Genomic DNA, 23978 nt, shown 5'->3' with positions numbered 1-23978 from the left:
CGGGAGCCCCGGCGGCCGTCCTCTTGGCCGCCGGGGCTCGGTGTGTTGCCGAAATGCCGGGAGGGTGGCCGGAGATCACCCGGGCCGAAAGCCCGCACCGGAGAAATCCGGCCGTGCTGAGTGCGGACAGCCGGGCCGCCGGTCGCCTAGATTGGCGGGGTGCAGGGCGGGCGCTGCCCGCCCCAGGAAACTGTGGACGATGCCCGGGGGGCCCACCCCCTCGCAGGCATCAGGTGGAGGAGGCGCTGTGAGCAGCGACCCGTGGGGCCGCGTCGACGAGACGGGCACCGTGTACGTGCGTACTGCCGAGGGCGAGCAGGTCGTCGGATCGTGGCAGGCCGGTTCGCCCGAGGAGGCGTTGGCCTATTTCGAGCGCAAGTACGAGGGCTTGGTGGTCGAGATCGGCCTCCTCGAGAAGCGGGTGAAGACCACCGATCTGTCGGCCAAGGACGCCACGGCAGCCGTCGACCACCTGCGGACGCAGGTCGACGAGCACCACGCCGTGGGCGACCTGCAGGCGCTGCGCACACGGCTTGACGCGCTCGTCGCGACGGTCGACTCGCGGCGCGAGGAGCGCCGGGTCCAGAAGGCGAAGCAGGCCGACGAGGCGAAGCTCGCCAAGGAGGCGCTGGTCACCGAGGCCGAGGAACTGGCCCAGAGCGAGCAGTGGCGCTCCGCCGGGGAGCGGCTGCGGGCCCTCGTCGACACGTGGAAGGGCCTGCCGCGGCTGGACCGCAAGTCGGACGACGAGCTGTGGCACCGCTTCTCGCACGCCCGGTCCGCTTTCTCCAAGCGCCGCAAGGCCCACTTCGCTTCGCTGGACGCCCAGCGCGAGGACGCCCGCAAGGTCAAGGAGAAGCTGGCCGTCGAGGCCGAGTCGCTCTCCGGCTCGACGGACTGGGGCGGCACCGCGGCCCGGTACCGCGATCTGATGACGGAGTGGAAGGCGGCGGGCCGCGCCCAGCGCGAGGCCGAGGACGAGCTGTGGGCCCGTTTCCGCGGGGCGCAGGACGTCTTCTTCGCGGCCCGGGGCGAGACCTTCGCCGAGCGGGACGCGGAGCAGGGCGAGAACCTCAAGCTCAAGGAGGAGCTCGCCGCCGAGGCCGAGAAGCTGGTGCCCGTGACGGACCTCAAGGCGGCCCGTGCCGCCTTCCGGGCCATCAACGAGCGCTGGGAGGCCATCGGTCACGTGCCGCGCGACGCCCGCCCGAAGGTGGAGGGCCGGGTGCACGCCGTGGAGCGGGCGCTCCAGGAGGCCGAGGAGTCGGAGTGGCGCCGGACCAACCCCGAGGCGCGGGCGCGTGCCGCGGGTCTGACGGGGCAGCTCCAGGCGGCCGTGGACAAGCTGCGCGGACAGATCGACACCGCCCGCGCTTCGGGCAACAACGCCCGTGCCGACAAGCTCGCCCGTGAGCTCGAAGGCCGGCAGGCACTGCTCGACCAGGCGCTGAAGGGCCTGCAGGAGTTCGGCGGCTGACGGCCCTTTCGGGAGGGGTCCGGCGGATCGGAGCCGGACCTCTGCCGGACGGAGGAGGGGGCCCGTACGCGTCTCGCGTACGGGCCCCCTTCTCGTGTCCGCGGGTGCGTCTCAGGGCCGGCGGGCGGAGGTGACCCGGTAGACGTCGTAGACGCCCTCCACACCGCGTACGGCCTTCAGGACGTGCCCCAGGTGCTTCGGGTCGCCCATCTCGAAGGTGAAGCGCGAGGTGGCCACCCGGTCGCGGGAGGTCTGCACGGCCGCCGACAGGATGTTGACGTGCTGGTCGGACAGGACACGGGTGACGTCCGAGAGGAGCCGCGAGCGGTCCAGCGCCTCGACCTGGATGGCGACCAGGAAGACGGAGGACTGGGTCGCCGCCCACTCGACCTCGAGGATCCGCTCCGGCTGCTGCGAGAGCGAGTCGACGTTCACGCAGTCCGCGCGGTGCACCGAGACGCCGCTGCCCCGGGTGACGAATCCGATGATGGGGTCGCCCGGTACGGGGGTGCAGCAGCGGGCCAGCTTGACCCAGACGTCGTCGACGCCCTTGACCACGACGCCGGGGTCGTTGTTCGCCCGGCGCTTGCTGCGGCCCCGGGAGGGCGGCGCGCTCTCGGCGAGGTCCTCGTTGGCGGCGTCCTCGCCGCCGAGGGCCTGCACCAGCTTCTGCACGACGCCGGCGGCGGTGACGTGGCCCTCGCCGATCGCCGCGTAGAGGGACGAGATGTCGGGGTAGCGCATCTCGTGCGCGAGGGTGACGAGGGAGTCGCCGGTCAGGATCCGCTGGATCGGCAGGTTCTGCTTGCGCATCGCCCGGGCGATGGAGTCCTTGCCCTGCTCGATCGCCTCGTCGCGGCGCTCCTTGGAGAACCAGGCCCGGATCTTGTTCCTGGCCCGGGGCGACTTGACGAAGCCGAGCCAGTCCCGGGAGGGTCCGGCGCCGGCCGCCTTGGAGGTGAAGATCTCCACCAGGTCGCCGTTGTCGAGCGTCGATTCGAGCGGAACGAGCCGCCCGTTGACGCGCGCTCCTATCGTGCGGTAGCCGACCTCGGTGTGGACGGCGAAGGCGAAGTCGACGGGTGTCGCGCCGGCCGGCAGCGCTATCACGTCGCCCTTGGGCGTGAAGACGAAGACCTCGTTGCGCGAGAGGTCGAAGCGCAGCGATTCCAGGAACTCGCCGGGGTCCTCGGTCTCCTTCTGCCAGTCGAGGAGCTGGCGCAGCCACGCCATGTCGTTGACGGTGTCCTGGTTCCGGCCGCCGCTGGTGCTCTTGGGCACGTCGGTGCGGACCTTGGACGCCCCGGCGACGGCCTCCTGCTTGTACTTCCAGTGCGCGGCGATGCCGTACTCGGCGCGGCGGTGCATGTCGAACGTGCGGATCTGGAGTTCGACGGGCTTGCCGCTGGGGCCGATGACCGTGGTGTGCAGCGACTGGTACATGTTGTACTTCGGCATCGCGATGTAGTCCTTGAACCGGCCCGGGACCGGGTTCCATCGCGCGTGCACGGTGCCGAGCGCCGCGTAGCAGTCGCGGACGGTGTCCACGAGGACGCGGATGCCCACCAGGTCGTAGATCTCGGCGAAGTCGCGGCCCCGCACGATCATCTTCTGGTAGACGCTGTAGTAGTGCTTCGGCCGGCCGGTGACGGTGGCCTTGATGCGTGCGGCCCGCAGGTCGGACTGGACCTCGTCGGTCACTATGGCGAGGTACTCGTCGCGCTTGGGCGCCCGCTCGGCGACGAGGCGGACGATCTCGTCGTACATCTTCGGGTAGAGGATCGCGAAGGCGAGGTCCTCCAGCTCCCACTTGATGGTGTTCATGCCCAGGCGGTGGGCGAGCGGAGCGTAGATCTCCAGCGTCTCGCGGGCCTTCTTCTCCTGCTTCTCCCGCTTGAGGTAGCGCATGGTGCGCATGTTGTGCAGCCGGTCGGCGAGCTTGATGACGAGGACCCGGGGGTCCTTCGCCATCGCGACGACCATCTTGCGGACGGTCTCGGCCTGCGCGGCCTCGCCGAACTTCACCTTGTCCAGCTTCGTCACGCCGTCGACGAGCAGCGCCACCTGGTCGCCGAAGTCACGGCGCAGGGTGTCCAGGCCGTACTCGGTGTCCTCGACGGTGTCGTGCAGCAGCCCCGCCATCAGGGTGGCCGGATCCATACCCAGCTCGGCGAGGATGGTGGTGACCGCGAGCGGGTGCGTGATGTAAGGGTCGCCGCTCTTGCGCTTCTGCCCCCGGTGCCAGCGCTCGGCGACCTGGTACGCCCGCTCGATCTGCCGGAGCGTGGCCGACTCGATCTTGGGGTCGTTCTGGCGCACGGTGCGCAGCAGCGGTTCGAGGACCGGGTTGTACGGGCTGGAGCGCTGCACGCCCAGTCGGGCGAGGCGCGCCCGCACCCGGTTGGAGGAGCCGCCACCGGTGCGGGCCGCCGGGCCGGCCGGTGTGGCCGGCTTCACGGGCCGCGTCGGGTTCTTCGAGGCGGGCGGCGCCGGAAGGGCGGGAGCGGGCTGCTTCACGGCCCCCGCGCTGTCCGACGCGGCGGGCCGCTTCTCGGGCCCCTGCGTTGTCTCGCCGGGGGATGTGGCGGGACCGGGCGCGGCGGACTGCGCCGCGGGCTTCTCCGGCTGCGGCGCTCCGGCTGCGTTGGCCTCGTCTGGCAAGGGCACTCCTCGTGCGTATCCGGACTACCCGGAAGGCCATGGTATCCAGTGCCGGGAACCGGCACGGTCGGCCCCGTCCGGGGACCCTGGAGGCCCTCACAACGCGCGCGGGCACCCGGTTGTTCCCCGGATGCCCGCGCGTGGTCGTGCCAATCACTCAGACCGTGATCAGGGCCTCCAGCGGGGCGCCGCGGAGCGCGGGCTCCAGGCGGCCGCGCCCGGCGAGGAAGCCGAGCTCCATGAGGACCGCGACGCCCGCGACCCGGGCGCCCGCACGCCGGATGAGCTCCAGCGAGGCCTCGGCGGTGCCACCGGTGGCGAGGACGTCGTCGATGACCATGATCCGGTCCTCGGCGGTGATGTCCTCGGCGTGCACCTCGATCTCGGCGGTGCCGTACTCCAGGTCGTAGGCCTGGCGGAGCGTGGCTCCGGGCAGCTTCCCGGCCTTGCGCACGGGGATGAAGCCGAGCCCCGCGCGGACCGCGACGGGCGCGGCGAGGATGAAGCCGCGCGCTTCGAGGCCGACGATCCGGGTGGCGCCGTGCTTCACGCACAGCTCCGCGAGGGCCTCGGTCAGCGCCGTGAAGGCCACCGGGTCCGCGAGCAGCGGGGTGATGTCCTTGAAGAGGACGCCCGGCTTGGGGTAATCGGGTACGTCACGGATGCGGCTGAGGAGCAGCTCCCGGACGGATTCGGCGGTGGTCATCGGCGGTTCCCCGGGCCGCGGCCGGTGCTGTCGCCGGGCTGGCGGCGCTGTCCGATCACCGGGGAGGAGCCCGCACCGGCGCCCGCGGGGACGGAGCCCTGCGGGTCGTCGTCGTCCTCCTCGGACTCGCCCTTGGCCGCGGCGGCGGCACGCTTGGCGAGGATGCGCTTGGTGAGCGCCTTCATCTGCGGCTCGCGCTCCTTGAGGTCGGTGACGAGCGGCGTGGCGATGAAGATCGAGGAGTACGCACCGGCCGCGAGACCGACGAAGAGCGAGAGGGAGATGTCGTTCAGCATGCCGGCGCCGAGCACACCGCCACCGATGAAGAGCAGACCGGCGACGGGCAGGAGCGCGACCACGGTGGTGTTGATGGAGCGCACCAGCGTGCTGTTGATCGACTTGTTGGCGATCTCGCTGTAGGTGTACCGGGTCTGCTTGGTGATCCCCTTCTGGCCCTCCTTGAGGCTGTCGAAGACGACGACCGTGTCGTAGAGGGAGTAACCGAGGATGGTGAGCAGACCGATCACGGTGCCCGGGGTGACCTCGAAGCCGACCAGGGCGTAGACCCCGACCGTGATGGTGATGTCGTGGATCAGCGCCACCAGGGCGGCGACGGCCATCCGCCACTCGAAGGCGATGGCCAGGTAGACCACCACCAGGACCATGAAGATCCCGAGGCCGGTCCACGCCTTGTTGGCGATCTGCTCGCCCCAGCTCGGGCCGACCAGGTCGGCGTTGATCTTCGCCGCGGGGATGCCGAGGTCCTCGGAGAGCTGCTTCTTGATGCCGTCGGCCTTGGCCGTGTCGACCTCGGTGATCTGGATGCGCAGACCGCCGTTGCCGAGCTCCTGCACGATCGCCTCGTGACCGGAGGCCTCCACGGCCGCTTCCTGGGCCTGGGAGGTGGAGATCTTGGCCTTGGTGTCGGTCGTGAAGACCGCGCCGCCCTTGAACTCGATGCCCATGTTGAGGCCACCGACCGCCAGGCCGAGGATGGCCGTGATGGTGATCAGGATCGAGACGCCGTACCAGATCTTGCGCTTACCGATGAAGTCGTAACCGACCTCGCCGCGGTAGAGCCGGGCGCCGATGTTGCCGAGTCGCGACATCTCACGCCTCCTTCGGGTCGGTGGAGGGGGTGGTACGGCGCGAGCGGCGCAGCGGCGGCTTCGCGCCGAGCCGCTTGGGGTCCAGGCCGGACCACGGGTGCCCGCTGGAGAAGAACTTCGTCCGGCCCATCAGCGTCATGACCGGCTTGGTGAAGAGGAACACCACGACGACGTCGAGCACGGTGGTGAGGCCGAGCGTGAACGCGAAGCCCTGGACCTTGCCGACGGTGACCACGAAGAGCACGGCGGCGGCGAGGAACGACACGAAGTCGGAGACCAGGATGGTGCGCCGGGCACGGGGCCAGGCACGCTCGATGGCCGGCCGGAGGGTGCGTCCCTCGCGGATCTCGTCTCTCACCCGTTCGAAGTACACGATGAACGAGTCGGCGGTGATGCCGATGGCCACGATGGCGCCGCAGACGGCGGGCAGGTTCAGCGCGAAGCCGATGGCCGGGCCGAGCAGGGCCATGATCGTGTACGTGAGGATGCCGGAGGCCAGGAGGCTGAGGAGCGCGATGAACGCCAGGCCGCGGTAGTACGCCACGAGGTAGATGACGACCAGCGCGAGGCCGATGGCGCCGGCGATCAGGCCCGCGCGGAGCTGCTCGCCACCGAGGGCGGCGGTCACCGTGGTGACGCTCGCCTCCGTGAAGGTGAGCGGCAGGGCGCCGTAGGACAGGATGTTGCCGAGGTCCTGGGCCGACTGCTGGTCGAAGTTGCCCGAGATCTGGGCGTTGGCGCTGAGCGCGGTGGCGACCGAGGGCGCGGAGACCACTTCGCCGTCGAGGACGATCGCGAACTGGTTCATCGGCGAGGTCTGCTGCGAGAGCGTCGACGTGATCTTGTTGAACTTCTTGGCACCGCCGGAGGTGAACTCCATCGACACGATCCACTCACCGGTGGTCTGGTCGATGGTGCCCTGGGCGTTGTCCACGTCGCTGCCGGAGACCGCGGCGGGGCCGAGGACGTACTTCTCGTAGCTGCCCGGCGTGTTGGAACCGCAGGCGACGATGGTGTCGGAGGCCTTGGCGTCCTGGCCGGCCTCTGCGCGCTGCTTCGGGTCGGAGCAGTCGAGGGCGGCGAACTCGGCCTGGAGCTTCGCGGTGGCGGGGTCGGCGGAGGCGCTCGCCGACGGGTCGGCGGTCGCGGCGGCGTCGCCGGTCGCGGTGGCCGACGGGCTCGGGGTGGTGTCCGCGGTCAGCGCGCCGGTGACGGCGCGGCCCTGCGTGGTGGTGCTCGGGGAGGGAGTGGCGGAGGAGCCGGCGTCGTCACCGTCGGTGGCCGTCTCACCTTCGGTGGCCTTCGCGGAGGCGGAGGCCGAAGCACTCGGGGAGGCGCTGCCCGAGGGGGTGGCGGTGGCCGGGGGGGTCGCGTCGGAGCCGCTGGCCTCGACGGTCAGAACGGGCCGGAAGTAGAGCTGGGCGGTCGTACCGACCTGCTCCCGGGCCTGCTCGGAGTTGGTCCCCTTCGGGATGTTCACGATGATGTTGTTCGAGCCCTGGGTCTGGACCTCGGCCTCGGACACACCGAGACCGTTGACACGGCGCTCGATGATGTTCACCGCGGTGTTCATGTTGGTCTCGTTGATCGCGTCCGGCTTGCCGGGCTGGCTCTTGGCCTGGAGCGTGATCGAGGTTCCGCCCGCCAGGTCGATGCCCAGTCTCGGAGTGGTGTGGCCGGACAGGAACATCCCGCCAGCGAGCGCGACCATGGCGATCAGGATGAGAGCCAGGGAACGCCCCGGCCTTCCCTGACCGCCGGCCGGCCCTCGGCCCTTCTTCGGTGCTGCCACCTTGTCGTTTCTCCCTGTCCAACCGCCCCGCGCCGGGTACGCGCCCGAGCGGCCACGAAGTGATGTGGGGACCCGCCCCCGCAGAAGACCGGACGGTCCGGGAAGACCGCGCGCCGGGTGGGCGGGCGGTGTCCCCGTGTCGTGCGACTACTTCGCGCCGGTGTCGCCGTCGTCCTTGGCGTCCGCGACCGGAGCGTCCTTCGCCGGGGTGCCCTCGGCGTCGTCGTCCACGGGCTTCTTGCCGAGGTCGATCTTCTCGACCTCCACCGCGTGGTCACCGGTGAGCGACGAGGCGTCGTCCGGAACGACCGGGGTGTCGAGCTCCTCCGTGTCGCCGTGGACGATGCGGTTGTACTCCGCGTCCTCCAGGACGGCGCCGATGGCGTTCTTCGCGTAGATCGCGTGGACGCCCGGAGCGACCTCCAGGAGGACGGTGTCCTCCTGGATCTCCTTGACCGTGGCGTACATGCCACCGATCGTGCGGACACCGGTGCCCGGCAGCATCTCGTTGCGCATCTGGGAGGCCGCCTGCTGCTTCTTCTTGGCGGACCGGGTCATCAGGAACATGGCCCCGATGATCACGATGAAGGGGAGAAGAAATTGGAAGCTCACGGGACGGTTTTCCTTCGCACGACCGCGCTGGAATGCGGCCTGTATCTACGGGGGTGGGTACACCGACCTTTTAGGGCGGCATCGGCGGAGTCTAAGCGAGTCCGCATCGCTGGAACAACGCCCAGCATCGCACCCCGGTTCCGTAAACGTGAAAGCTGTGACGCATCACGCCCCGAACAGGCCCGCTTGTCCCTTTGCGCCGTGCTGCGGCGGAACAAGGCCCAGATGGGCCCAGGCGGCCGGTGTGGCCACCCTTCCGCGCGGCGTCCTGGCCAGCAGTCCCTCCCGTACGAGGAAGGGCTCGGCGACCTCCTCGACCGTCTCCCGCTCCTCCCCCACGGCGACGGCGAGGGTGGAGAGGCCGACGGGACCGCCGCCGAAGAGCTTCAGCAGCGCGCCGAGGACGGCCCGGTCGAGCCGGTCGAGCCCGCGGGCGTCGACCTCGTACACCTTGAGCGCCGCGGCGGCGATCTCCCGGTCGATCACGCCGTCCGCCTTGACCTGGGCGTAGTCGCGGACGCGGCGCAGCAGGCGGTTGGCGATGCGGGGGGTGCCCCGGGAGCGGCCGGCGATCTCGGCGGCGCCCGCGGTGTCGATGGCCACGTCGAGGAGTCCGGCGGAGCGGTGCAGGACGCGTTCCAGCTCGGCGGGGGCGTAGAACTCCATGTGACCGGTGAAGCCGAAACGGTCCCTCAGCGGGGGCGGCAGCAGGCCGGCCCGGGTGGTGGCGCCGACCAGGGTGAACGGGGGAAGTTCGAGGGGGATGGCGGTGGCGCCCGGTCCCTTTCCGACGATGACGTCGACGCGGAAGTCCTCCATCGCCATGTAGAGCATCTCCTCGGCGGGCCGGGACATGCGATGGATCTCGTCCAGGAAGAGGACCTCGCCCTCCTGGAGGGAGGAGAGGATCGCGGCGAGGTCGCCCGCGTGCTGGATGGCGGGTCCGGAGGTGATCCGGATGGGCGCGTTCATCTCCGCTGCGATGATCATCGAAAGAGTGGTCTTGCCGAGACCGGGTGCCCCCGAAAGGAGCACGTGGTCGGCGGTGGCACCGCGGGCACGGGCCGCCTTGAGGACGAGGTCGAGCTGTTCGCGGACCTTCTCCTGGCCCACGAACTCGTCGAGGTCCTTGGGTCGCAGGGCGGCCTCGACGGCGGTGTCCTCGCCGTCCGCAACGCCGGTGACCAGCCGGTCGTCGTACGCCGCCGCGTCGGCCGCCCGCTCGTCGGTGTCGGGTCCGGTCTCGTCCCAGTTCATCGGGTCTGTCCTGCCTCGGGGTTCGGCGCCGGTCAGCGGGTGCGGTTGAGGGTCTGGAGGGCGGCGCGCAACAGCTGCGGCACGGGCGGCCGGACGCCGTCCGCGAGGGCCGCCTCGGCCTGCGGGGCGACGGCGGACACCGCCTCCTCGGCCTCCCTCGGGGCGTAGCCGAGACCGATCAGGGCGGCCTGCAGCTGCTCGCGCCAGTCGGCGACGGCCGCGGCTCCGGGCGTCTGCCGGCCGATGAGGGCCCCGAGCGGGGCGCCGAGCCGGTCCTTGAGCTCCAGCAGGAGCTTCTGGGCGCCCTTCTTGCCGATGCCGGAGACGGCCATGAGGGCCTTCTCGTCGCCGGTGGAGACGGCCTGGCGCAGTGCGTCCGGGCTGTGGGTGGCGAGCATCGCCTGGGCGAGGCGGGGTCCGACCCCGCTGGCGGTCTGGAGCGTCTCGAAGACCTGCCGCTCGTCGTCGTCGGCGAAGCCGTAGAGGGTGAGGGAGTCCTCGCGGACGACGAGCGAGGTGGCGAGCCTGGCCTGCTGTCCGATCCGGAGGTCGGCGAGGGTGCGCGGGGCGCACTGGACGGCCATGCCGATGCCGCCGACCTCGATGACGGCCGCGGCCGGGGAGAGGGCGGCCACCGGGCCGGAGAGGAAGGCGATCATGCGGTGCGGCCTTTCAGCGTGCGTTGGGCGGCGACGGCCTGCTGGAGCCGGTTCTGCGCCGGGGCCCGCCAGATGTGGCAGATCGCGAGGGCGAGGGCGTCGGCGGCGTCGGCGGGCTTGGGGGGCGCGTCGAGCCGGAGCAGCCGGGTGACCATGGCGCCGACCTGGGCTTTGTCGGCGCGTCCGGAGCCGGTGACGGCGGCCTTGACCTCGCTGGGGGTGTGCAGGGCGACGGGGATGCCGCGGCGGGCGGCGCAGAGCATGGCGACCGCGCTGGCCTGGGCGGTGCCCATCACCGTACGGACGTTGTGCTGGCTGAACACGCGCTCCACGGCGACGTATTGGGGGCGGTGTTCGTCGAGCCACTGCTCGATGCCCCGCTCGACGGCGACCAGGCGGTCGCCGAGTTCGGCGTCGGGCGGGGTGCGCACCACGCCGACTCCGATCATGGTCAGCGGGCGGCCGGCGACGCCGTCGACGACGCCGACCCCGCACCGGGTCAGCCCCGGGTCCACGCCGAGTACGCGCATGGAGCGCCCCCTGTCCTCACCACTCGGTCAACTGTTCTGGCAGGTTATCGGGCGGCTGTGACAACACGACGGGCCGACAGGGGTGTGTCCCCGTCGGCCCGTCGCGTCGTCACGGCCGAAAGCCGCCGGGATCAGGCGGCGTCGAGCTTCTCCATGACCTCGTCCGGAACCTCGAAGTTGGCGAAGACGTTCTGCACGTCGTCGCTGTCCTCCAGCGCGTCGATGAGCTTGAAGATCTTGCGCGCGCCCTCTTCGTCGAGCTCCACCTGCATGGTGGGCAGGAAGTTGGCGTCGGCGGAGTCGTAGTCGATGCCCTCGTTCTGGAGCGCGGTGCGGACCGCGACCATGTCGGTGGCCTCGCTGACGACCTCGAAGGTGTCGCCGAGGTCGTTGACCTCTTCGGCGCCCGCGTCGAGCACGGCGCCGAGCACGTCGTCCTCGGTCAGGTCGCCCTTGGGCACGTGGATGACGCCCTTGCGGTGGAACAGGTACGAGACGGAGCCCGGGTCGGCCATCGAGCCGCCGTTGCGGGTCATCGCCACACGCACGTCCGAGGCGGCGCGGTTGCGGTTGTCGGTGAGGCACTCGATGAGCACCGCGACACCGTTGGGACCGTACCCCTCGTACATGATCGTCTCGTAGTCGGCGCCGCCCGCTTCGAGACCGCCACCGCGCTTGACCGCGGAGTCGATGTTCTTGTTGGGGACGGAGCTCTTCTTCGCCTTCTGGACGGCGTCGACGAGCGTCGGGTTGCCGTCGAGGTCGACGCCGCCGGAGCGGGCCGCGACCTCGATGTTCTTGATCAGCTTCGCGAAGAGCTTGCCGCGCTTGGCGTCGACCACGGCCTTCTTGTGCTTCGTCGTAGCCCATTTAGAGTGGCCGGACATCTGCCTTCTCCTTCGCGTCACCAAAATCGATCCGAACCCGAGAGATCCTACCGGGATCGGTCAGAGCGTCGCGCGCACCATCTCGACGAAGAGCGCGTGGACACGGTGGTCGCCGGTCAGCTCGGGGTGGAACGAGGTCGCGAGCGCGTTCCCCTGGCGTACGGCCACGATGTGGCCGCGGTGCTCGGCGAGGACCTCGGCCGAGGCGCCCACCGACTCCACCCAGGGTGCCCGGATGAACACGCCCTCCACCGGTCCGCCGGTGGACTCGTCGATGCCGCGGACGGTGACCGAGGCCTCGAAGGACTCGTTCTGGCGGCCGAAGGCGTTGCGGCGCACGATCATGTCGATTCCGCCGACGGTCTCCTGGCCCGAGCGCGGGTCCAGGATCTTGTCGGCGAGCATGATCATGCCGGCGCAGGTGCCGTAGACCGGCATGCCCGCCCGGACCCGTTCGCGCAGCGGCTCCATCATGCCGAAGAGCACGGCGAGTTTGGACATGGTGGTGGATTCGCCGCCGGGGATGACGAGACCGTCGACCCCGGCCAGTTCCTCGGGGCGCCGGACCGGCCTGGCCAGGGCGTCCGCCGAGGCCAGGGCGATCAGGTGCTCGCGCACGTCGCCCTGGAGGGCGAGCACCCCGACCACGGGAGTGTCGGTCATCGGGGGTTACCAGCCGCGGTTGGCGTAGCGCTCGGCCTCGGGCAGCGTGTCGCAGTTGATGCCGACCATGGCCTCACCCAGGTTGCGCGAGGCGTCGGCGATGACCTGGGGGTCGTCGTAGAAGGTGGTGGCCTTCACGATGGCGGCGGCGCGCTTGGCCGGGTCGCCCGACTTGAAGATGCCGGAGCCGACGAAAACGCCCTCGGCTCCGAGCTGGCGCATGAGCGCGGCGTCGGCGGGGGTGGCGACACCACCGGCGGAGAAGAGCACGACGGGGAGCTTGCCGAGCTCGGCGACTTCCTTGACCAGCTCGTAGGGGGCGCGCAGGTCCTTGGCGGCGGCGTACAGCTCGTTGTTGTCGTAACCGCGCAGGCGGGCGATCTCCTGTCTGATCTGGCGCAGGTGGCGGACGGCCTCGACGACGTTGCCGGTGCCGGCCTCGCCCTTGGAGCGGATCATCGCGGCGCCCTCGGCGATCCGGCGCAGGGCCTCGCCCAGGTTGGTGGCACCGCAGACGAACGGGGTGGTGAAGGCGAACTTGTCGCTGTGGTTGACCTCGTCGGCCGGGGTGAGGACCTCGGACTCGTCGATGTAGTCGACACCGAGGGACTGGAGGACCTGGGCCTCGACGAAGTGCCCGATGCGGGACTTGGCCATGACGGGGATGGAGACGGCCCCGATGATCTCCTCGATCATGTTGGGGTCGGACATCCGGGCCACGCCGCCGTCCTTGCGGATGTCGGCCGGCACCCGCTCCAGGGCCATCACGGCCACCGCGCCCGCGTCCTCGGCGATCTTCGCCTGCTCGGCGTCGACGACGTCCATGATCACGCCGCCCTTGAGCTGCTCGGCCATGCCGCGCTTGACACGGGCGGTGCCGGTGGCGGGCGAACCGGCGGACTCTGCGGACTGCGGGGTGCTGGGAAGCGTGGACACGGGACCTCACTCGGTGAAAGGGCTGATTCCTGCACGACCGAGGAAACGCCCCGGGACCAGTCCACTGCAAGGGCCAATGGGGAGGCGGTGGATCGTTTTGCGCCCTGGCCGCCGCGCGCCGGGCCGCCTCCCGGGTGCGGGTGCCCCGGGAGCGCCGGGCGTGCTCTCAGGTCCCGGGACGGTCGGCGAGCGCGGCCGGAGGGGTGTCGTCCATCTCGAAGGCGAGCGGGAACGGGGCGTGCCCGGCCAGCCGGAGCCAGCGCACCGTGCGGTGGGTGCGCAGGGCCCGCGCGGCACGGACCGCGTCGTTGTGGAACCGGCGGGCCATGGGCACCCGGCGTACGGCGGCCGCCAGTTCGTCCGCCGCCTCCTCGCCGCCCGGGACCTCGCGTACGGCCTCCATCTGGACGCTCTCGCCGAAGACCGCGCGCAGGGCGGTGGACAGCTCGCTCTCGGCGACCTCGCGGTGGTCCGCCTCGGCCTGCCGGGAGGCGTGCGCGGCCTCGTACAGGACGAGGGAGGCGGCCGGGTCCAGCAGGCCGGAGGTGGCCAGCTCCTGGGTGACCGAGGCGCGGCGCAGCAACTGGGCGTCGAGGGCGGCCCGGGCGGCGTCGATCCGCGCGTGCAGCCGGTCCAGGCGTCCGGCGGTCCAGCTGAGGTACAGGCCGATCGCGACGAGCGCGACGACGGTCCAGATCAAGGTTGCGGTCACGGGCGCAAAGGCTACCGGGGCCCGGCGCCCGCCCCGACCGGCCGATCCCGGCGAGGTTCCGGCCGGGGCTCGACGCGGTCACCGCTCCGTCAGTCGCCGACCGGTCCGAACGGCTGGGACGCGTCACGGTCCCGGACCGGCTGGGACGCGTCCCGGTCCCGGGCGAGGCCGAACCGGGCCCGCAGGCCGGTCGCGCGCTCGTCGGCCGCCACGGAGGCGGCACCGTCCGCCACGGTCTCGTACACCGCGAGGATGTCGGCGCCGACGGTCGACCAGTCGAAGCGCCGCACGTGCGCGCTGCCCCGCTCGCTGAGCCCAGCCCGTCGCGCCGGGTCGTCGAGCAGGCGGATCGCCGCCGCGGCCAGCGCTCCCGCGTCCTCGTTGGCGAAGAGGTCGCCGGCCGTGCCCTGGTCCAGTACCTGGGCGAAGGCGTCCAGGTCGCTGGCGAGGACCGCGGCTCCCGCCGACAGGGCCTCGACGAGGATGATCCCGAAGCTCTCGCCGCCGGTGTTCGGGGCGACGTAGACGTCGACGCTGCGCAGCAGGCGGGCCTTGTCCTCGTCGCTCACCATGCCGAGGAACTCGACCCGGGAGCGCAGCTCCTCGGGGAGGGTGGCGACGGCCTCCTCCTCGTCGCCCCGGCCGGCCACCAGCAGCCGGGTGTCCGGCCGGGCGGCGAGGATCGCGGGCAGGGCCTTCATGAGGACCGGCAGGCCCTTGCGCGGTTCGTCGATGCGGCCGATGAAGCCGAGGGTGGCGCCCTGCCACTCGGGCTTCGGCTCGGCGTCGGCGAAGAACCCGACGTCGACGCCGTTGGGGATGACCACGGCGTCACCGCCGAGGTGTTCGACGAGGGTCCGGCGCGCGTACTCGCTGACCGCGATGCGGGCGCTGATCTTCTCCAGCGCGGGCTGGAGGATCGGGTAGGCGGCGATCATGGCGCGGGAGCGCGGGTTGGAGGTGTGGAAGGTGGCGACGATCGGCCCCTGCGCCGCCCAGCAGGCGAGCAGCCCCAGCGAGGGCGAGGCGGGCTCGTGGATGTGGATGACGTCGAAGGTGCCGTCGTGCAGCCAGCGCCGCACCCGGGCCGCCGAGAGGAAGCCGAAGTTGAGGCGGGCCACCGAGCCGTTGTACGGGACGGGCACGGCCCGGCCGGCCGAGACGACGAACGGCGGCAGCGGGGTGTCGTCATCGGCCGGGGCGAGCACCGAGACCTCGTGGCCGAGCCGGATCAGGTGGTCGGCGAGGTCCCTGATGTGGAACTGGACGCCCCCGGGGACGTCCCAGGAGTACGGGCAGACGATGCCGATCTTCACGCGGGCTCCGCTCGGGTTTCCTGGGTCCCGGGGCCCTGGTGGCCGTCGAGGTCGTCCAGCCACAGCCGTTGCAGCATGTGCCAGTCCGCCGGGTGGGCGGCGATGCCCTCGGCGAAGGCGTCGGCGAGCGCCTGGGTCATGACGGCGGTCCGCTCGGCCCTGGTCCCGTTCCCGGGTACGACGACGGGCGGGTGGACCCTGGCCCGCATGACGGGTGTGTCGTCGAAGCCGAGAGTGACGGGGAGCAGCGACGCTCCGGTCTGCTGGGCGAGGAGGGCGGGGCCGGCGGGCATCCGGGCGCGGGCGCCGAAGAAGTCGACCTCGACGCCGGAGGCGGACAGGTCCCGGTCGGCGACCAGGCAGACGAGGCCGCCGGCGCGCAGCCGGCGGGCCAGGGTGCCGAAGGCGGCGCCGCCGCTGTGGGGCAGCACCTCCATGCCGAGGCTCTCGCGGTAGGCGACGAAGCGGTCGTAGAGGGTTTCGGGCTTGAGGCGTTCGGCGACCGTGGTGAAGGGGACCTTGAGGTCGGTGGTGACCCAGGCTCCGGCCAGGTCCCAGTTCCCCAGGTGCGGCAGGGCCACGACGGCTCCGCGTCCTGCGTCCAGGGCCTCGGTGAGGTGGTGGACGTCCGAGACGTCGATGCGTTCCCTGATCTGTTCCGGGCTCCAGGTGGGCAGCCGGAAGGACTCCAACCAGTACCGCATGTAGGAGCGCATGCCGGCCCGGGAGAGTTCGGCGAGCCGCGCCGGGGAGGCGTCGGGCACGACGCGTGCCAGGTTGGACTCCAGCCGGAGCACGCTCGTGCCGCGCCGCTTCCACACCTGGTCGGCGAGGGTACGGAAGAGGGCCCGGGCGGCCGGCTCGGGCAGCTTCTTCACCGCGCCCCAGCCGAGCCCGTAGAGCCCGTCGGTCAGCCTGTCCCTGAGGTCGGTGCGGGGGGCGCTCACCGGCCGTCCTCGGTCCCCCGACCCACCGGGCCGGCTGCGGCTGCCGCGGCGGCATCGGCCTCGGCGGACTCACGGCGCACGGTCACCACGCGCTGCACGAGGGTCACCAGGCTGCCCGCGGCGACGATCCACAGCGCGATCGGCAGCAGGACGTCGATGCCGGGCACACCGAAGCCGTGCAGTCCGGCGAGACCGGCGGCGACCAGCGAGATCACCAGGCGCTCGGCCCGCTCGACGAGGCCGTTCACCGCGACGGGAAGGCCGATCGACTCGCCGCGCGCCTTGGTGTAGGAGACGACCTGGCCGCTGGCGAGGCAGAAGATGGCCACGGCGCACAGGACGTTGTCGTCCCCGCTGCCCGCGTACCAGAGGGCGAAGCCGCCGAAGACGGCACCGTCCGCCACCCGGTCGAGCGTCGAGTCGAGGAACGCGCCCCAACGGCTGGAGATCCCGGCCTGCCGTGCCATGTTCCCGTCGACGAGGTCCGAGAAGACGAAGACGGTGATGACGATGGTGCCCCAGAAGAACTCCCCCATGGGGAAGAAGACGAGCGCACCGGCCATCACTCCGGCCGTGCCGATCAGGGTGACCGCGTCGGGACTCACCCCGAGGCGGAGCAGCAGTGCGGCGAACGGCGTGAGGACACGCGTGAAAAACGCACGCGCGTACTTGTTCAGCATGGCCTTCCCTGAGGGGTCGGTGGGCCGCGCGGCCCCTTCGGCCACCGGCTGGCCCATCGTAGTCACCACACGGCTGTTCACCCGACGGGCACCCGTCCCACGGGTCCTGCGCGTCGCGCGTGCCGCGTTCGCGGTGTCACGGGGGCGCTCGACCGGCGCGTTGACGCAATCACCGTCGGCTCCGCTCCGGTGACGGGCGGTGGGGGCGTTCGGACGCTACGCTGTGGGCGCAGCTCAGAAGGTATGCCGCGTACGGTAGTTGGGCACACCCGCAGGAGCAGACCGTGCGGCGAGTGGGGGCGAACAGTGGCCAGCGACGTATTCGACTTTTCTCCCGGAGCGCAGATCCCGATCCAGGGCGCGAGCGCCGGGGCGGTGGCGACGAACGCCCTGGCCTCGGCGGCGTACCGGGACAGCCCGGTGGAGGACATCCTCAAGGCGAACAACGAGTGGCACAAGTCCTCGGTGTCGGAGGGCGCCTCGAAGCTCTTCAAGGCCGGTTATTTCAAGCCGAATCTGGGTGAGGCCTTCTCGCGCGCGGTGACGGAGCGCACCCTGGGCGGCGCGCGCGGCGCCCTGATCCAGTCGTTCGGGATGGACCCGCAGACGGTCGTCGAGCACTGCCTGTCGGCCTCCCGGCTGCGCAAGGAGCGGGACACCCGGCTCACGCTGGTCACCCTGGTCTGCGGGGTGCTCTTCCTGCCCGGACTGCTGCTGTGGGTCATCGCCTTCCGGTTGCGGGACGTGCTCGCCAGGTCGACGGACGCGGCGTTCAAGGCGCTGGGCACGCTCGTGCTGGTCATCATCGGCGCCCTGGCCGTGGTCGCGCTGGTCGCGCTGCCGGTCAGCGGCCTGTTGGGGCTGTACCTGCGCGGCGCCATCGTCGCTCCGGTGATCGGCTGGCTCATCGCCAAGCGGATCGCGGAGACCTCCGCGAGGGACATGCGGGCCCGCTGGGAAGGGCTGCTGTCGGGCGGCGGGGTCAGCGCCAAGATCCCGGACGCGGTGCCGAAGAACCCGAACGAGACCGCGCGCGAGGCGCTGCGCCAGTCGCTGGAGAAGCTCGCCGCCGAACAGCGGTCCAACTCGGTCTTCTACGCGGGTCCCAAGGGCATCCTCGGCATGGGGACGCGCTGGGGCAGTTGGCAGCTGGCGGAGGAGCTGGTCTCCGCCGACCCCACGAAGGAGTTCCACCAGTTCCGCAGCTGGGACGTGGTCCGGGCCATCCACGACCAGTTGACGCTGCTGGAGCGCGGGTCACTGAAGACCGGTGGATTCCCGAAGCCGTCGGTGACGCACTGGATCGTCTCCCCGGTGGGCGAGAACGCGGACTCCGTCTCCCGGCCGGCCGGTGACGGCGTGGCCAACTTCCAGGTCAAGCCGCACGAGATACAGCGGATCTGCAACCACCAGCAGTTCGGCGCGGGGGCCCGGCACTACCTGGGCGTGCAGTTCACGCTCTGGGACGGGCAGTTGGTGCTGACCATGATGATCACGGTGACGGTGCTGCACGACACGCTGCGCATCGAGGTCACCGGTCACGCGCTGGGTCCGGTCCACCCGCTCTTCTTCTCCAAGCCGGCGGCGAAGACGAAGAAGGTCAACAAGACGCTCCGCTTCTGGGAGACCCGGACGGTCAACCTGCCGCTGATCGAACCGGAGGAAGTGGTCCGTCTGGCGCTGCGCGCCCCGCTGACCTGGTATCCGCCGCTGCTGGACCACCTCGGCGGCAAGATCAGCCTGCCGGAGCCGTTCGGGATGCGGCACGCCTGGGCCTCCCAGCCGTGGAACCACCGCTTCATGGCGGACGACGCGCTGCGCGCCGCCGCCCCGGTGCTGCGGGTCGTGCACACCGCGGCGCTGCGGGTGCTGCGGGAGAACGGCGTGGACACGGAGCGTTTCAGCAGCCGCTCGATGTCGCTGAGCGGCGCGGTCCAGGACGCCTCCCCCAAGAAGGCGGACGTGTACGACGCCTGAGGCCGTGCGGAGGCGGACGGGCAGACGTCCGCGCACGGCCGGGCGGCGTGCGGCGGCCCGTGGCCGGGGTCGGTGTTCCCGCCCGACGTGTTCCGCCGGAGACGGACGAGGGGGCGCCCCCGGCGGGAGCGCCCCCTCGTCCGTGTTCGCGTCAGGCGGCCGGCCAGGCGTCGGCCAGCATCGCGCGGGTGTCGCCGAGGAGCTGCGGGAGCACCTTGGTGTGTCCCACGACGGGCATGAAGTTGGTGTCGCCGCCCCAGCGCGGGACGAGGTGCTGGTGCAGGTGGGCGGCGATGCCGGCGCCGGCGACCGCGCCCTGGTTCATGCCGATGTTGAAGCCGTGGGCTCCGGAGGCGGCCCGCAGCGCGACCATGGCCCGCTTGGTGAAGTCGGCGAGCTCCAGCGTCTCCGGGGCGTCCAGCCCGGTGTAGTCCGCGACGTGCCGGTACGGCACGACCATGAGGTGGCCCCCGGTGTAGGGGTAGAGGTTGAGCACCGCGTAGACGTGGGTGCCGCGCGCCACGACGAGCCCGTCCTCGTCCGATTTGGACGGGATCGCGCAGAACGGACAGCCGTCGTCCGCGCCGGGACCGCTCGGCTTGTTCTCCCCTTGGATGTAGGCCATCCGGTGGGGCGTCCACAGGCGCTGGAACGCGTCGGGCGTCCCCACTCCGATCTGCTGCTCGGGCTCACTCGTCATGCGCTTCAGCATATGGCGTCACCCCTGGCGCGCGTGTCGCCGGGGCCCGGCCCCGGTCGGCGGCGCGATGCTTGCGGCCATGAGCGACCGCCCCGTTCCGCCGAGCGACCGCCCCGATCCCCCGAACGGCCGTCCCGCGGTCCTCGTACCGCCGGGGCTCCGCCGGTGGGAGGCGCGCACGGAGATCCCGCTCGGCATCGCCTCGCTGGTCTTCCTCGCGGGATACGCGCTCCACGTGCTGGCCGGCCGGGACCGGCCTCCGTGGCCGGACGTGGGACTGGTGCTGGTCTACGGGACCTGGGCACTCTTCGTCGTGGACTACGGCGTCCGTCTGCGGCTCAGCGGGCAGGGCCACCGTTTCGTGCGGTCGCACGGGCTGGACACCGTGGTGCTGGTGATGCCCCTGCTGCGGCCGTTGCGGGTGGTGAAGGTGTACGCGGCGGTCCAGCAGCGCAGGGCCCGCCCGAGGCTGAGCCTGTACGCCCGCGTGATGTCGTACGCCGGGCTCTCCGCCCTCCTGCTGGGCCTCTCCGCCGCGCTCACCGTCTACCACGTGGAGCACACGGCTCCGGGCGCCGGCATCCGTACCTTCGGGGACGCGGTCTGGTGGGCGTGCGAGACGCTGACCACGGTGGGGTACGGGGACGTGGTGCCGGTCACCCCGGAGGGCCGGGTGGTCGCGGCGGGGCTGATGGCCTGTGGTCTGGCCCTGCTCGGCGCGGTGACGGGCTCCTTCTCGTCCTGGCTGCTGCAGGTTTTCCGGCGGGAGGACGAGGAAGGGCCCCCGGCGGGCTGATGCCGCGCGGGGGCCCTTCGCACAGGACGCCGGGGTCAGACCTGGACGCGGTCCTCCACGGCCTTGGCGATCTTGGCGATCGCCTCGGCGACCGGGATGCCGTTCTCCTGGGAACCGTCGCGGTAGCGGAACGAGACGGCGCCGTTGGCCATGTCCTCGTCACCCGCGATGATCATGAAGGGGACCTTGGCCTTCTGCTGGTTGCGGATCTTCTTCTGCATCCGGTCGGAGGAGGCGTCCACGTCGACCCGCAGCCCCTGCTTGCGCGCCGTGGCGGCGAACTCCTGGAGGTAGGGGATGTGGGCGTCGCCGATCGGGATACCGACCGCCTGGACCGGGGCGAGCCAAACCGGGAAGGCGCCCGCGTAGTGCTCCAGGAGCACCGCGAAGAAGCGCTCGATGGAGCCGAACAGGGCACGGTGGATCATGACCGGGCGCTGCTTGGTGCCGTCCGGGCCGGTGTACTCCAGGTCGAAGCGCTCCGGCAGGTTGAAGTCGAGCTGCACGGTCGACATCTGCCAGGTGCGGCCGATGGCGTCCTTGCACTGCACGGAGATCTTGGGGCCGTAGAAGGCCGCGCCGCCCGGGTCCGGGACCAGCGGGAGGCCCTGCATCTCGGCGACCTGGCGCAGGGTCTCGGTGGCCTCCTCCCAGATCTCGTCCGAGCCGACGAACTTCTCCGGGTCCTTGGTGGAGAGCTCCAGGTAGAAGTCGTTCAGCCCGTAGTCGCGGAGCAGGTTCAGCACGAAGGTGAGCGTGCGGTCCAGCTCCTCGGCCATCTGCTCCTTGGTGCAGTAGATGTGGGCGTCGTCCTGGGTGAATCCGCGCGAGCGGGTCAGGCCGTGCACCACGCCGGACTTCTCGTACCGGTAGACCGTGCCGAACTCGAAGAGGCGCAGCGGGAGTTCACGGTAGGAACGGCCGCGCGCGTCGAAGATCAGGTTGTGCATCGGGCAGTTCATCGGCTTGAGGTAGTAGTCCACCCCGTCGTCGAGCTGCATGGGGGGGTACATGCCGTCGGCGTACCAGTCCAGGTGGCCGGACTTCTCGAAGAGCTTGCCCTTGGTGGCGTGCGGGCTGTAGACGAACTCGTAGCCCTCCTCCTCGTGGCGGCGCCGCGAGTAGTCCTCCATGGCCCGGCGGATGACGCCGCCCTTGGGGTGGAAGACGGCGAGCCCGGGGCCGATCTCGTCGGGGAAGGAGAAGAGGTCCAGCTCGTTGCCGAGCTTGCGGTGGTCGCGCTTGGCGGCCTCCTCCAGGAACTCCAGGTGCGCCTTGAGCTCTTCCTTGGTGGGCCACGCGGTGCCGTAGATGCGCTGGAGCATCGGGTTCTTCTCGCTGCCGCGCCAGTACGCGGCGGCGTTGCGCATCAGCTTGAACGCGGGGATGAACCGGGTGGTCGGCAGGTGCGGACCCCGGCAGAGGTCCTTCCAGCACAGGTCGCCGGTCTTGGCGTCGAGGTTGTCGTAGATGGTCAGCTCGCCGCCGCCCACCTCGACGTCGGCGCCGTCGTCGGACGAGGCCGAGCCCTTGATGCCGATGAGCTCCAGCTTGTACGGCTCGGCGGCCAGCTCCTCGCGGGCGGCCTCGTCGGTGACGACGCGGCGGGAGAACCGCTGGCCCCGCTTCTGGATCTCCTGCATCTTCTTCTCGACGGCCTTGAGGTCCTCGGGCGTGAACGGCTTCTCGACGTCGAAGTCGTAGTAGAAGCCGTCCTTGACCGGCGGGCCGATGCCGAGCTTGGCCTCCGGGAAGAGCTCCTGGACGGCCTGGGCCATCACGTGCGCGGTGGAGTGGCGCAGGATGTTGAGGCCGTCCTCGGAGGAGATCTCCACGGGCTCGACGGTGTCACCGTCCTGGACGACGTGGCTGAGGTCGCGCAGCTCGCCGCCGACGCGGGCGGCGACGACCGAGCGCTGACCGGGGAAGAGCTCGGCGGCCGTCGTGCCCGTCGTCACCACGCGCTCTTCCCGCTCGGAATCGCGATGGATGATCACACGGACGTCTGACACCGGTCTCTCCTGACTCACGGGGGCGCACCGCATGGCTTGCGTGTGCACCATGGATCGTACCGAGCCGGGCAGCCTGATTCACACTGCGTTCCGTCCGCGCGAGGGGCGACGGCCCCGGGGACGGGAGCCGTACCCCTTCACGGAGCTACCGCTCGTCCCCCGCGCACGCCTCCTCGCACCGGTCCGTGTTCTCCCGGGGCGCCTTTGTCAGCCGGCCCCGTTGCCCGACTCGCCGACCCGGCCGGGCGTGACCCGGCCGGCGCCCGTGAGCCGCCGGAGACCGTCCCGGCCCTCCAGCCCGCCCTCCCCCCGCAGCGGGACGGTGCTCCTCGCGCCTGCGGAGCCGCGGACCAGGGCGACCAGGGCCTGGTCCGGTTCGCGGCCGGCACCGGCGGGGACGGTGGCCTCGACGGCTCCCGTCCCGCCGGTGGCCCGCTGGTGGTCGGCGGCCTCCCGGGCGGCGTGCGGCGCCCGGTGGAGACGGGCGGCGACGGCGCGGCGGGGCGACCGGTGAGGAAGGCAGTGATCCGACGGCCGCCCGGGACCGGCCCGGTCAGGACGTCGTCCGGCGCGGCCCGCGGCGGCGCGGCCCGCGGGCCTCCGGTGGTGGGCCTGCTGCGACGGGGTGCGGGTCAACTTCCCTTCCCGTCGGATGTGTTGTCACCGAAGGAGAGGGCCCGCGAACGGCGTATCAGGCGAACAGCGCGGGTATCACCGATATCGGGCAGAGGAATCACGCCATCTGCCGTGCGGGTGCGAGGAGTTCGGGGATGATGCACTGGTTCGAGGGGCCGCTGGCCGCATTTGACACGGAGACCACGGGTGTCGACGTCGAGGAGGACCGGATCGTCTCGGCCGCCCTGGTCGTCCAGGACACCGCCGGCGGACGGGCCCGGGTGACCCGCTGGCTGATCAATCCGGGGATTCCGGTGCCGCCCCGGGCGACCGGCATCCATGGCCTGACCGACGACCACCTCCAGCGCAACGGCCGGTGGCCGGCGCCCGTCGTGGAGGAGATAGCGCGGTCGCTCGCGGAGCAGTGCGCGACGGGCCGTCCGCTGGTCGTGATGAACGCCCCCTTCGACCTGACGCTGCTGGACCGCGAACTGAAGCGGCACCGGGCGTCGTCGCTCGCGGGCTATCTGGAGCACGTGCCGCTGTGCGTGATCGATCCGCGGGTGCTCGACAGGCACCTGGACCGCTACCGCAAGGGCCGGCGCACGCTGACCGACCTCTGCGAGTCGTACGGGGTGGTCCTGGACGGGGCGCACGACGCGGCGGCGGACGCGGCCGCCTCGATGGAGCTGGTACGCGCCGTGGGCCGGCGGTTCACCGCCCGCCTGGAGCGGCTGAGCCCGGCGGAGCTGCACACGCTCCAAGTGGCCTGGCACGCGGCGCAGGCACGGGGGCTGGAGGCGTGGTTCGCCCGCAGCGGCGCCCCCGAGCGGGTCGACCCCGCGTGGCCGCTGCGTCCGCGTCCGGAGGTGGCCGCGGCGGCATGAGGGGGCGGGAGACGGCTCGGGCCACGACCGGAACCGCGTCCCGGAAC

Annotated in this window: 21 protein-coding genes and 1 pseudogene; 4 read left to right on the top strand and 18 right to left on the bottom strand. The window is 71.4% G+C overall.

The genetic code is table 11. The features are described 5' to 3' along the window. The first annotated feature begins 247 nt into the window (after window positions 1-247). The gene (locus PZB77_RS26785) at window positions 248-1477 is read left to right on the top strand and encodes a DUF349 domain-containing protein (protein WP_275495187.1); all 1230 of its coding nucleotides are present in this window, start codon (window positions 248-250) and stop codon (window positions 1475-1477) included. 111 nt (window positions 1478-1588) lie between these two features. On the opposite strand, the gene PZB77_RS26780 is transcribed toward PZB77_RS26785, so the two are convergent. From PZB77_RS26780 to pgsA, 15 genes and pseudogenes are all read right to left on the bottom strand, one after another. Next, entirely contained in the window at window positions 1589-4138 is a 2550-nt protein-coding gene (locus PZB77_RS26780) for a RelA/SpoT family protein (RefSeq protein WP_275495186.1), read from the bottom strand. Window positions 4139-4295: 157 nt separating this feature from the next. Beyond that, entirely contained in the window at window positions 4296-4844 is a 549-nt protein-coding gene (locus PZB77_RS26775) for an adenine phosphoribosyltransferase (protein WP_275495185.1), read from the bottom strand. Next, window positions 4841-5953, bottom strand: coding sequence for a protein translocase subunit SecF (secF, locus tag PZB77_RS26770; protein WP_275495184.1), 1113 nt, complete (start codon window positions 5951-5953; stop codon window positions 4841-4843). Before secF ends, PZB77_RS26775 begins: the two co-directional genes overlap by 4 nt. A 1-nt stretch (window position 5954) precedes the next feature. Then, the gene (gene secD / locus PZB77_RS26765) at window positions 5955-7745 is read right to left on the bottom strand and encodes a protein translocase subunit SecD (protein WP_275495183.1); all 1791 of its coding nucleotides are present in this window, start codon (window positions 7743-7745) and stop codon (window positions 5955-5957) included. 147 nt (window positions 7746-7892) lie between these two features. Next, the gene (gene yajC / locus PZB77_RS26760) at window positions 7893-8357 is read right to left on the bottom strand and encodes a preprotein translocase subunit YajC (protein ID WP_275495182.1); all 465 of its coding nucleotides are present in this window, start codon (window positions 8355-8357) and stop codon (window positions 7893-7895) included. A 165-nt stretch (window positions 8358-8522) separates the two neighbouring features. Beyond that, window positions 8523-9614 (bottom strand): Holliday junction branch migration DNA helicase RuvB, encoded by a 1092-nt coding sequence (gene ruvB, locus PZB77_RS26755; protein ID WP_275495181.1) that lies wholly within the window; start codon window positions 9612-9614, stop codon window positions 8523-8525. Between the two features lie 32 nt (window positions 9615-9646). Further along, window positions 9647-10273, bottom strand: coding sequence for a Holliday junction branch migration protein RuvA (gene ruvA / locus PZB77_RS26750; RefSeq protein ID WP_275495180.1), 627 nt, complete (start codon window positions 10271-10273; stop codon window positions 9647-9649). Further along, window positions 10270-10803 carry a crossover junction endodeoxyribonuclease RuvC gene (gene ruvC, locus PZB77_RS26745; protein ID WP_275495179.1) on the bottom strand — a complete coding sequence of 178 codons (534 nt, stop codon included), beginning with the start codon at window positions 10801-10803 and terminating at the stop codon, window positions 10270-10272. Before ruvC ends, ruvA begins: the two co-directional genes overlap by 4 nt. 131 nt (window positions 10804-10934) lie before the next feature. Further along, entirely contained in the window at window positions 10935-11690 is a 756-nt protein-coding gene (locus tag PZB77_RS26740; protein WP_275495178.1) for a YebC/PmpR family DNA-binding transcriptional regulator, read from the bottom strand. 60 nt (window positions 11691-11750) lie between these two features. Further along, entirely contained in the window at window positions 11751-12353 is a 603-nt protein-coding gene (gene pdxT, locus PZB77_RS26735; protein WP_275495177.1) for a pyridoxal 5'-phosphate synthase glutaminase subunit PdxT, read from the bottom strand. 6 nt (window positions 12354-12359) lie between these two features. After that, window positions 12360-13289, bottom strand: coding sequence for a pyridoxal 5'-phosphate synthase lyase subunit PdxS (gene pdxS / locus PZB77_RS26730; protein WP_275495176.1), 930 nt, complete (start codon window positions 13287-13289; stop codon window positions 12360-12362). A 166-nt stretch (window positions 13290-13455) separates the two neighbouring features. Continuing rightward, window positions 13456-14001, bottom strand: a complete 546-nt coding sequence (locus PZB77_RS26725; RefSeq protein WP_275495175.1) for a hypothetical protein — start codon at window positions 13999-14001, stop codon at window positions 13456-13458. 155 nt (window positions 14002-14156) lie between these two features. Next, window positions 14157-15317 (bottom strand): annotated as a pseudogene (locus PZB77_RS26720) (glycosyltransferase family 4 protein); the annotation flags it as partial. Further along, window positions 15314-16264: a phosphatidylinositol mannoside acyltransferase gene (locus tag PZB77_RS26715; RefSeq protein WP_275495174.1), complete on the bottom strand. Its 951-nt coding sequence runs from the start codon at window positions 16262-16264 to the stop codon at window positions 15314-15316. The pseudogene PZB77_RS26720 and the gene PZB77_RS26715, both read right to left, overlap by 4 nt. Further along, on the bottom strand, window positions 16261-16944 hold the full coding sequence (gene pgsA / locus PZB77_RS26710; RefSeq protein ID WP_275496231.1) for a phosphatidylinositol phosphate synthase: 684 nt from the start codon (window positions 16942-16944) through the stop codon (window positions 16261-16263). The genes PZB77_RS26715 and pgsA overlap by 4 nt, the downstream gene beginning before the upstream one ends. Before the next feature lie 306 nt (window positions 16945-17250). On the opposite strand from pgsA, the gene PZB77_RS26705 reads away from it, so the two are divergent. Continuing rightward, window positions 17251-18921, top strand: a complete 1671-nt coding sequence (locus tag PZB77_RS26705; protein ID WP_275495173.1) for a hypothetical protein — start codon at window positions 17251-17253, stop codon at window positions 18919-18921. Window positions 18922-19072: 151 nt separating this feature from the next. Here the strand turns inward: PZB77_RS26705 and PZB77_RS26700 are convergent, their stop codons facing one another. Next, window positions 19073-19633: an HIT domain-containing protein gene (locus PZB77_RS26700; protein ID WP_275495172.1), complete on the bottom strand. Its 561-nt coding sequence runs from the start codon at window positions 19631-19633 to the stop codon at window positions 19073-19075. A 67-nt stretch (window positions 19634-19700) separates the two neighbouring features. Between PZB77_RS26700 and PZB77_RS26695 the strand changes: the two genes are divergently transcribed. After that, the gene (locus PZB77_RS26695; protein WP_275495171.1) at window positions 19701-20417 is read left to right on the top strand and encodes a potassium channel family protein; all 717 of its coding nucleotides are present in this window, start codon (window positions 19701-19703) and stop codon (window positions 20415-20417) included. A gap of 35 nt (window positions 20418-20452) precedes the next feature. Here PZB77_RS26695 and thrS read toward each other — a convergent pair whose 3' ends face one another. Both thrS and PZB77_RS26685 read right to left on the bottom strand, forming a co-directional pair. Beyond that, complete coding sequence (gene thrS / locus PZB77_RS26690; RefSeq protein ID WP_275495170.1) at window positions 20453-22429, bottom strand: threonine--tRNA ligase; 1977 nt, start codon at window positions 22427-22429, stop codon at window positions 20453-20455. A 207-nt stretch (window positions 22430-22636) separates the two neighbouring features. After that, window positions 22637-23065 carry a hypothetical protein gene (locus PZB77_RS26685; protein WP_275495169.1) on the bottom strand — a complete coding sequence of 143 codons (429 nt, stop codon included), beginning with the start codon at window positions 23063-23065 and terminating at the stop codon, window positions 22637-22639. A 134-nt stretch (window positions 23066-23199) separates the two neighbouring features. Between PZB77_RS26685 and PZB77_RS26680 the strand changes: the two genes are divergently transcribed. After that, window positions 23200-23931 carry a 3'-5' exonuclease gene (locus PZB77_RS26680; protein ID WP_275495168.1) on the top strand — a complete coding sequence of 244 codons (732 nt, stop codon included), beginning with the start codon at window positions 23200-23202 and terminating at the stop codon, window positions 23929-23931. Window positions 23932-23978 lie beyond the last annotated feature (47 nt).

This window comes from Streptomyces sp. AM 2-1-1 (genome assembly GCF_029167645.1).
Classification (GTDB): domain Bacteria; phylum Actinomycetota; class Actinomycetes; order Streptomycetales; family Streptomycetaceae; genus Streptomyces.
The sequence above is the reverse complement of the archived record's forward strand: the minus strand, read 5'-3'. Positions and strand labels throughout refer to the sequence as shown.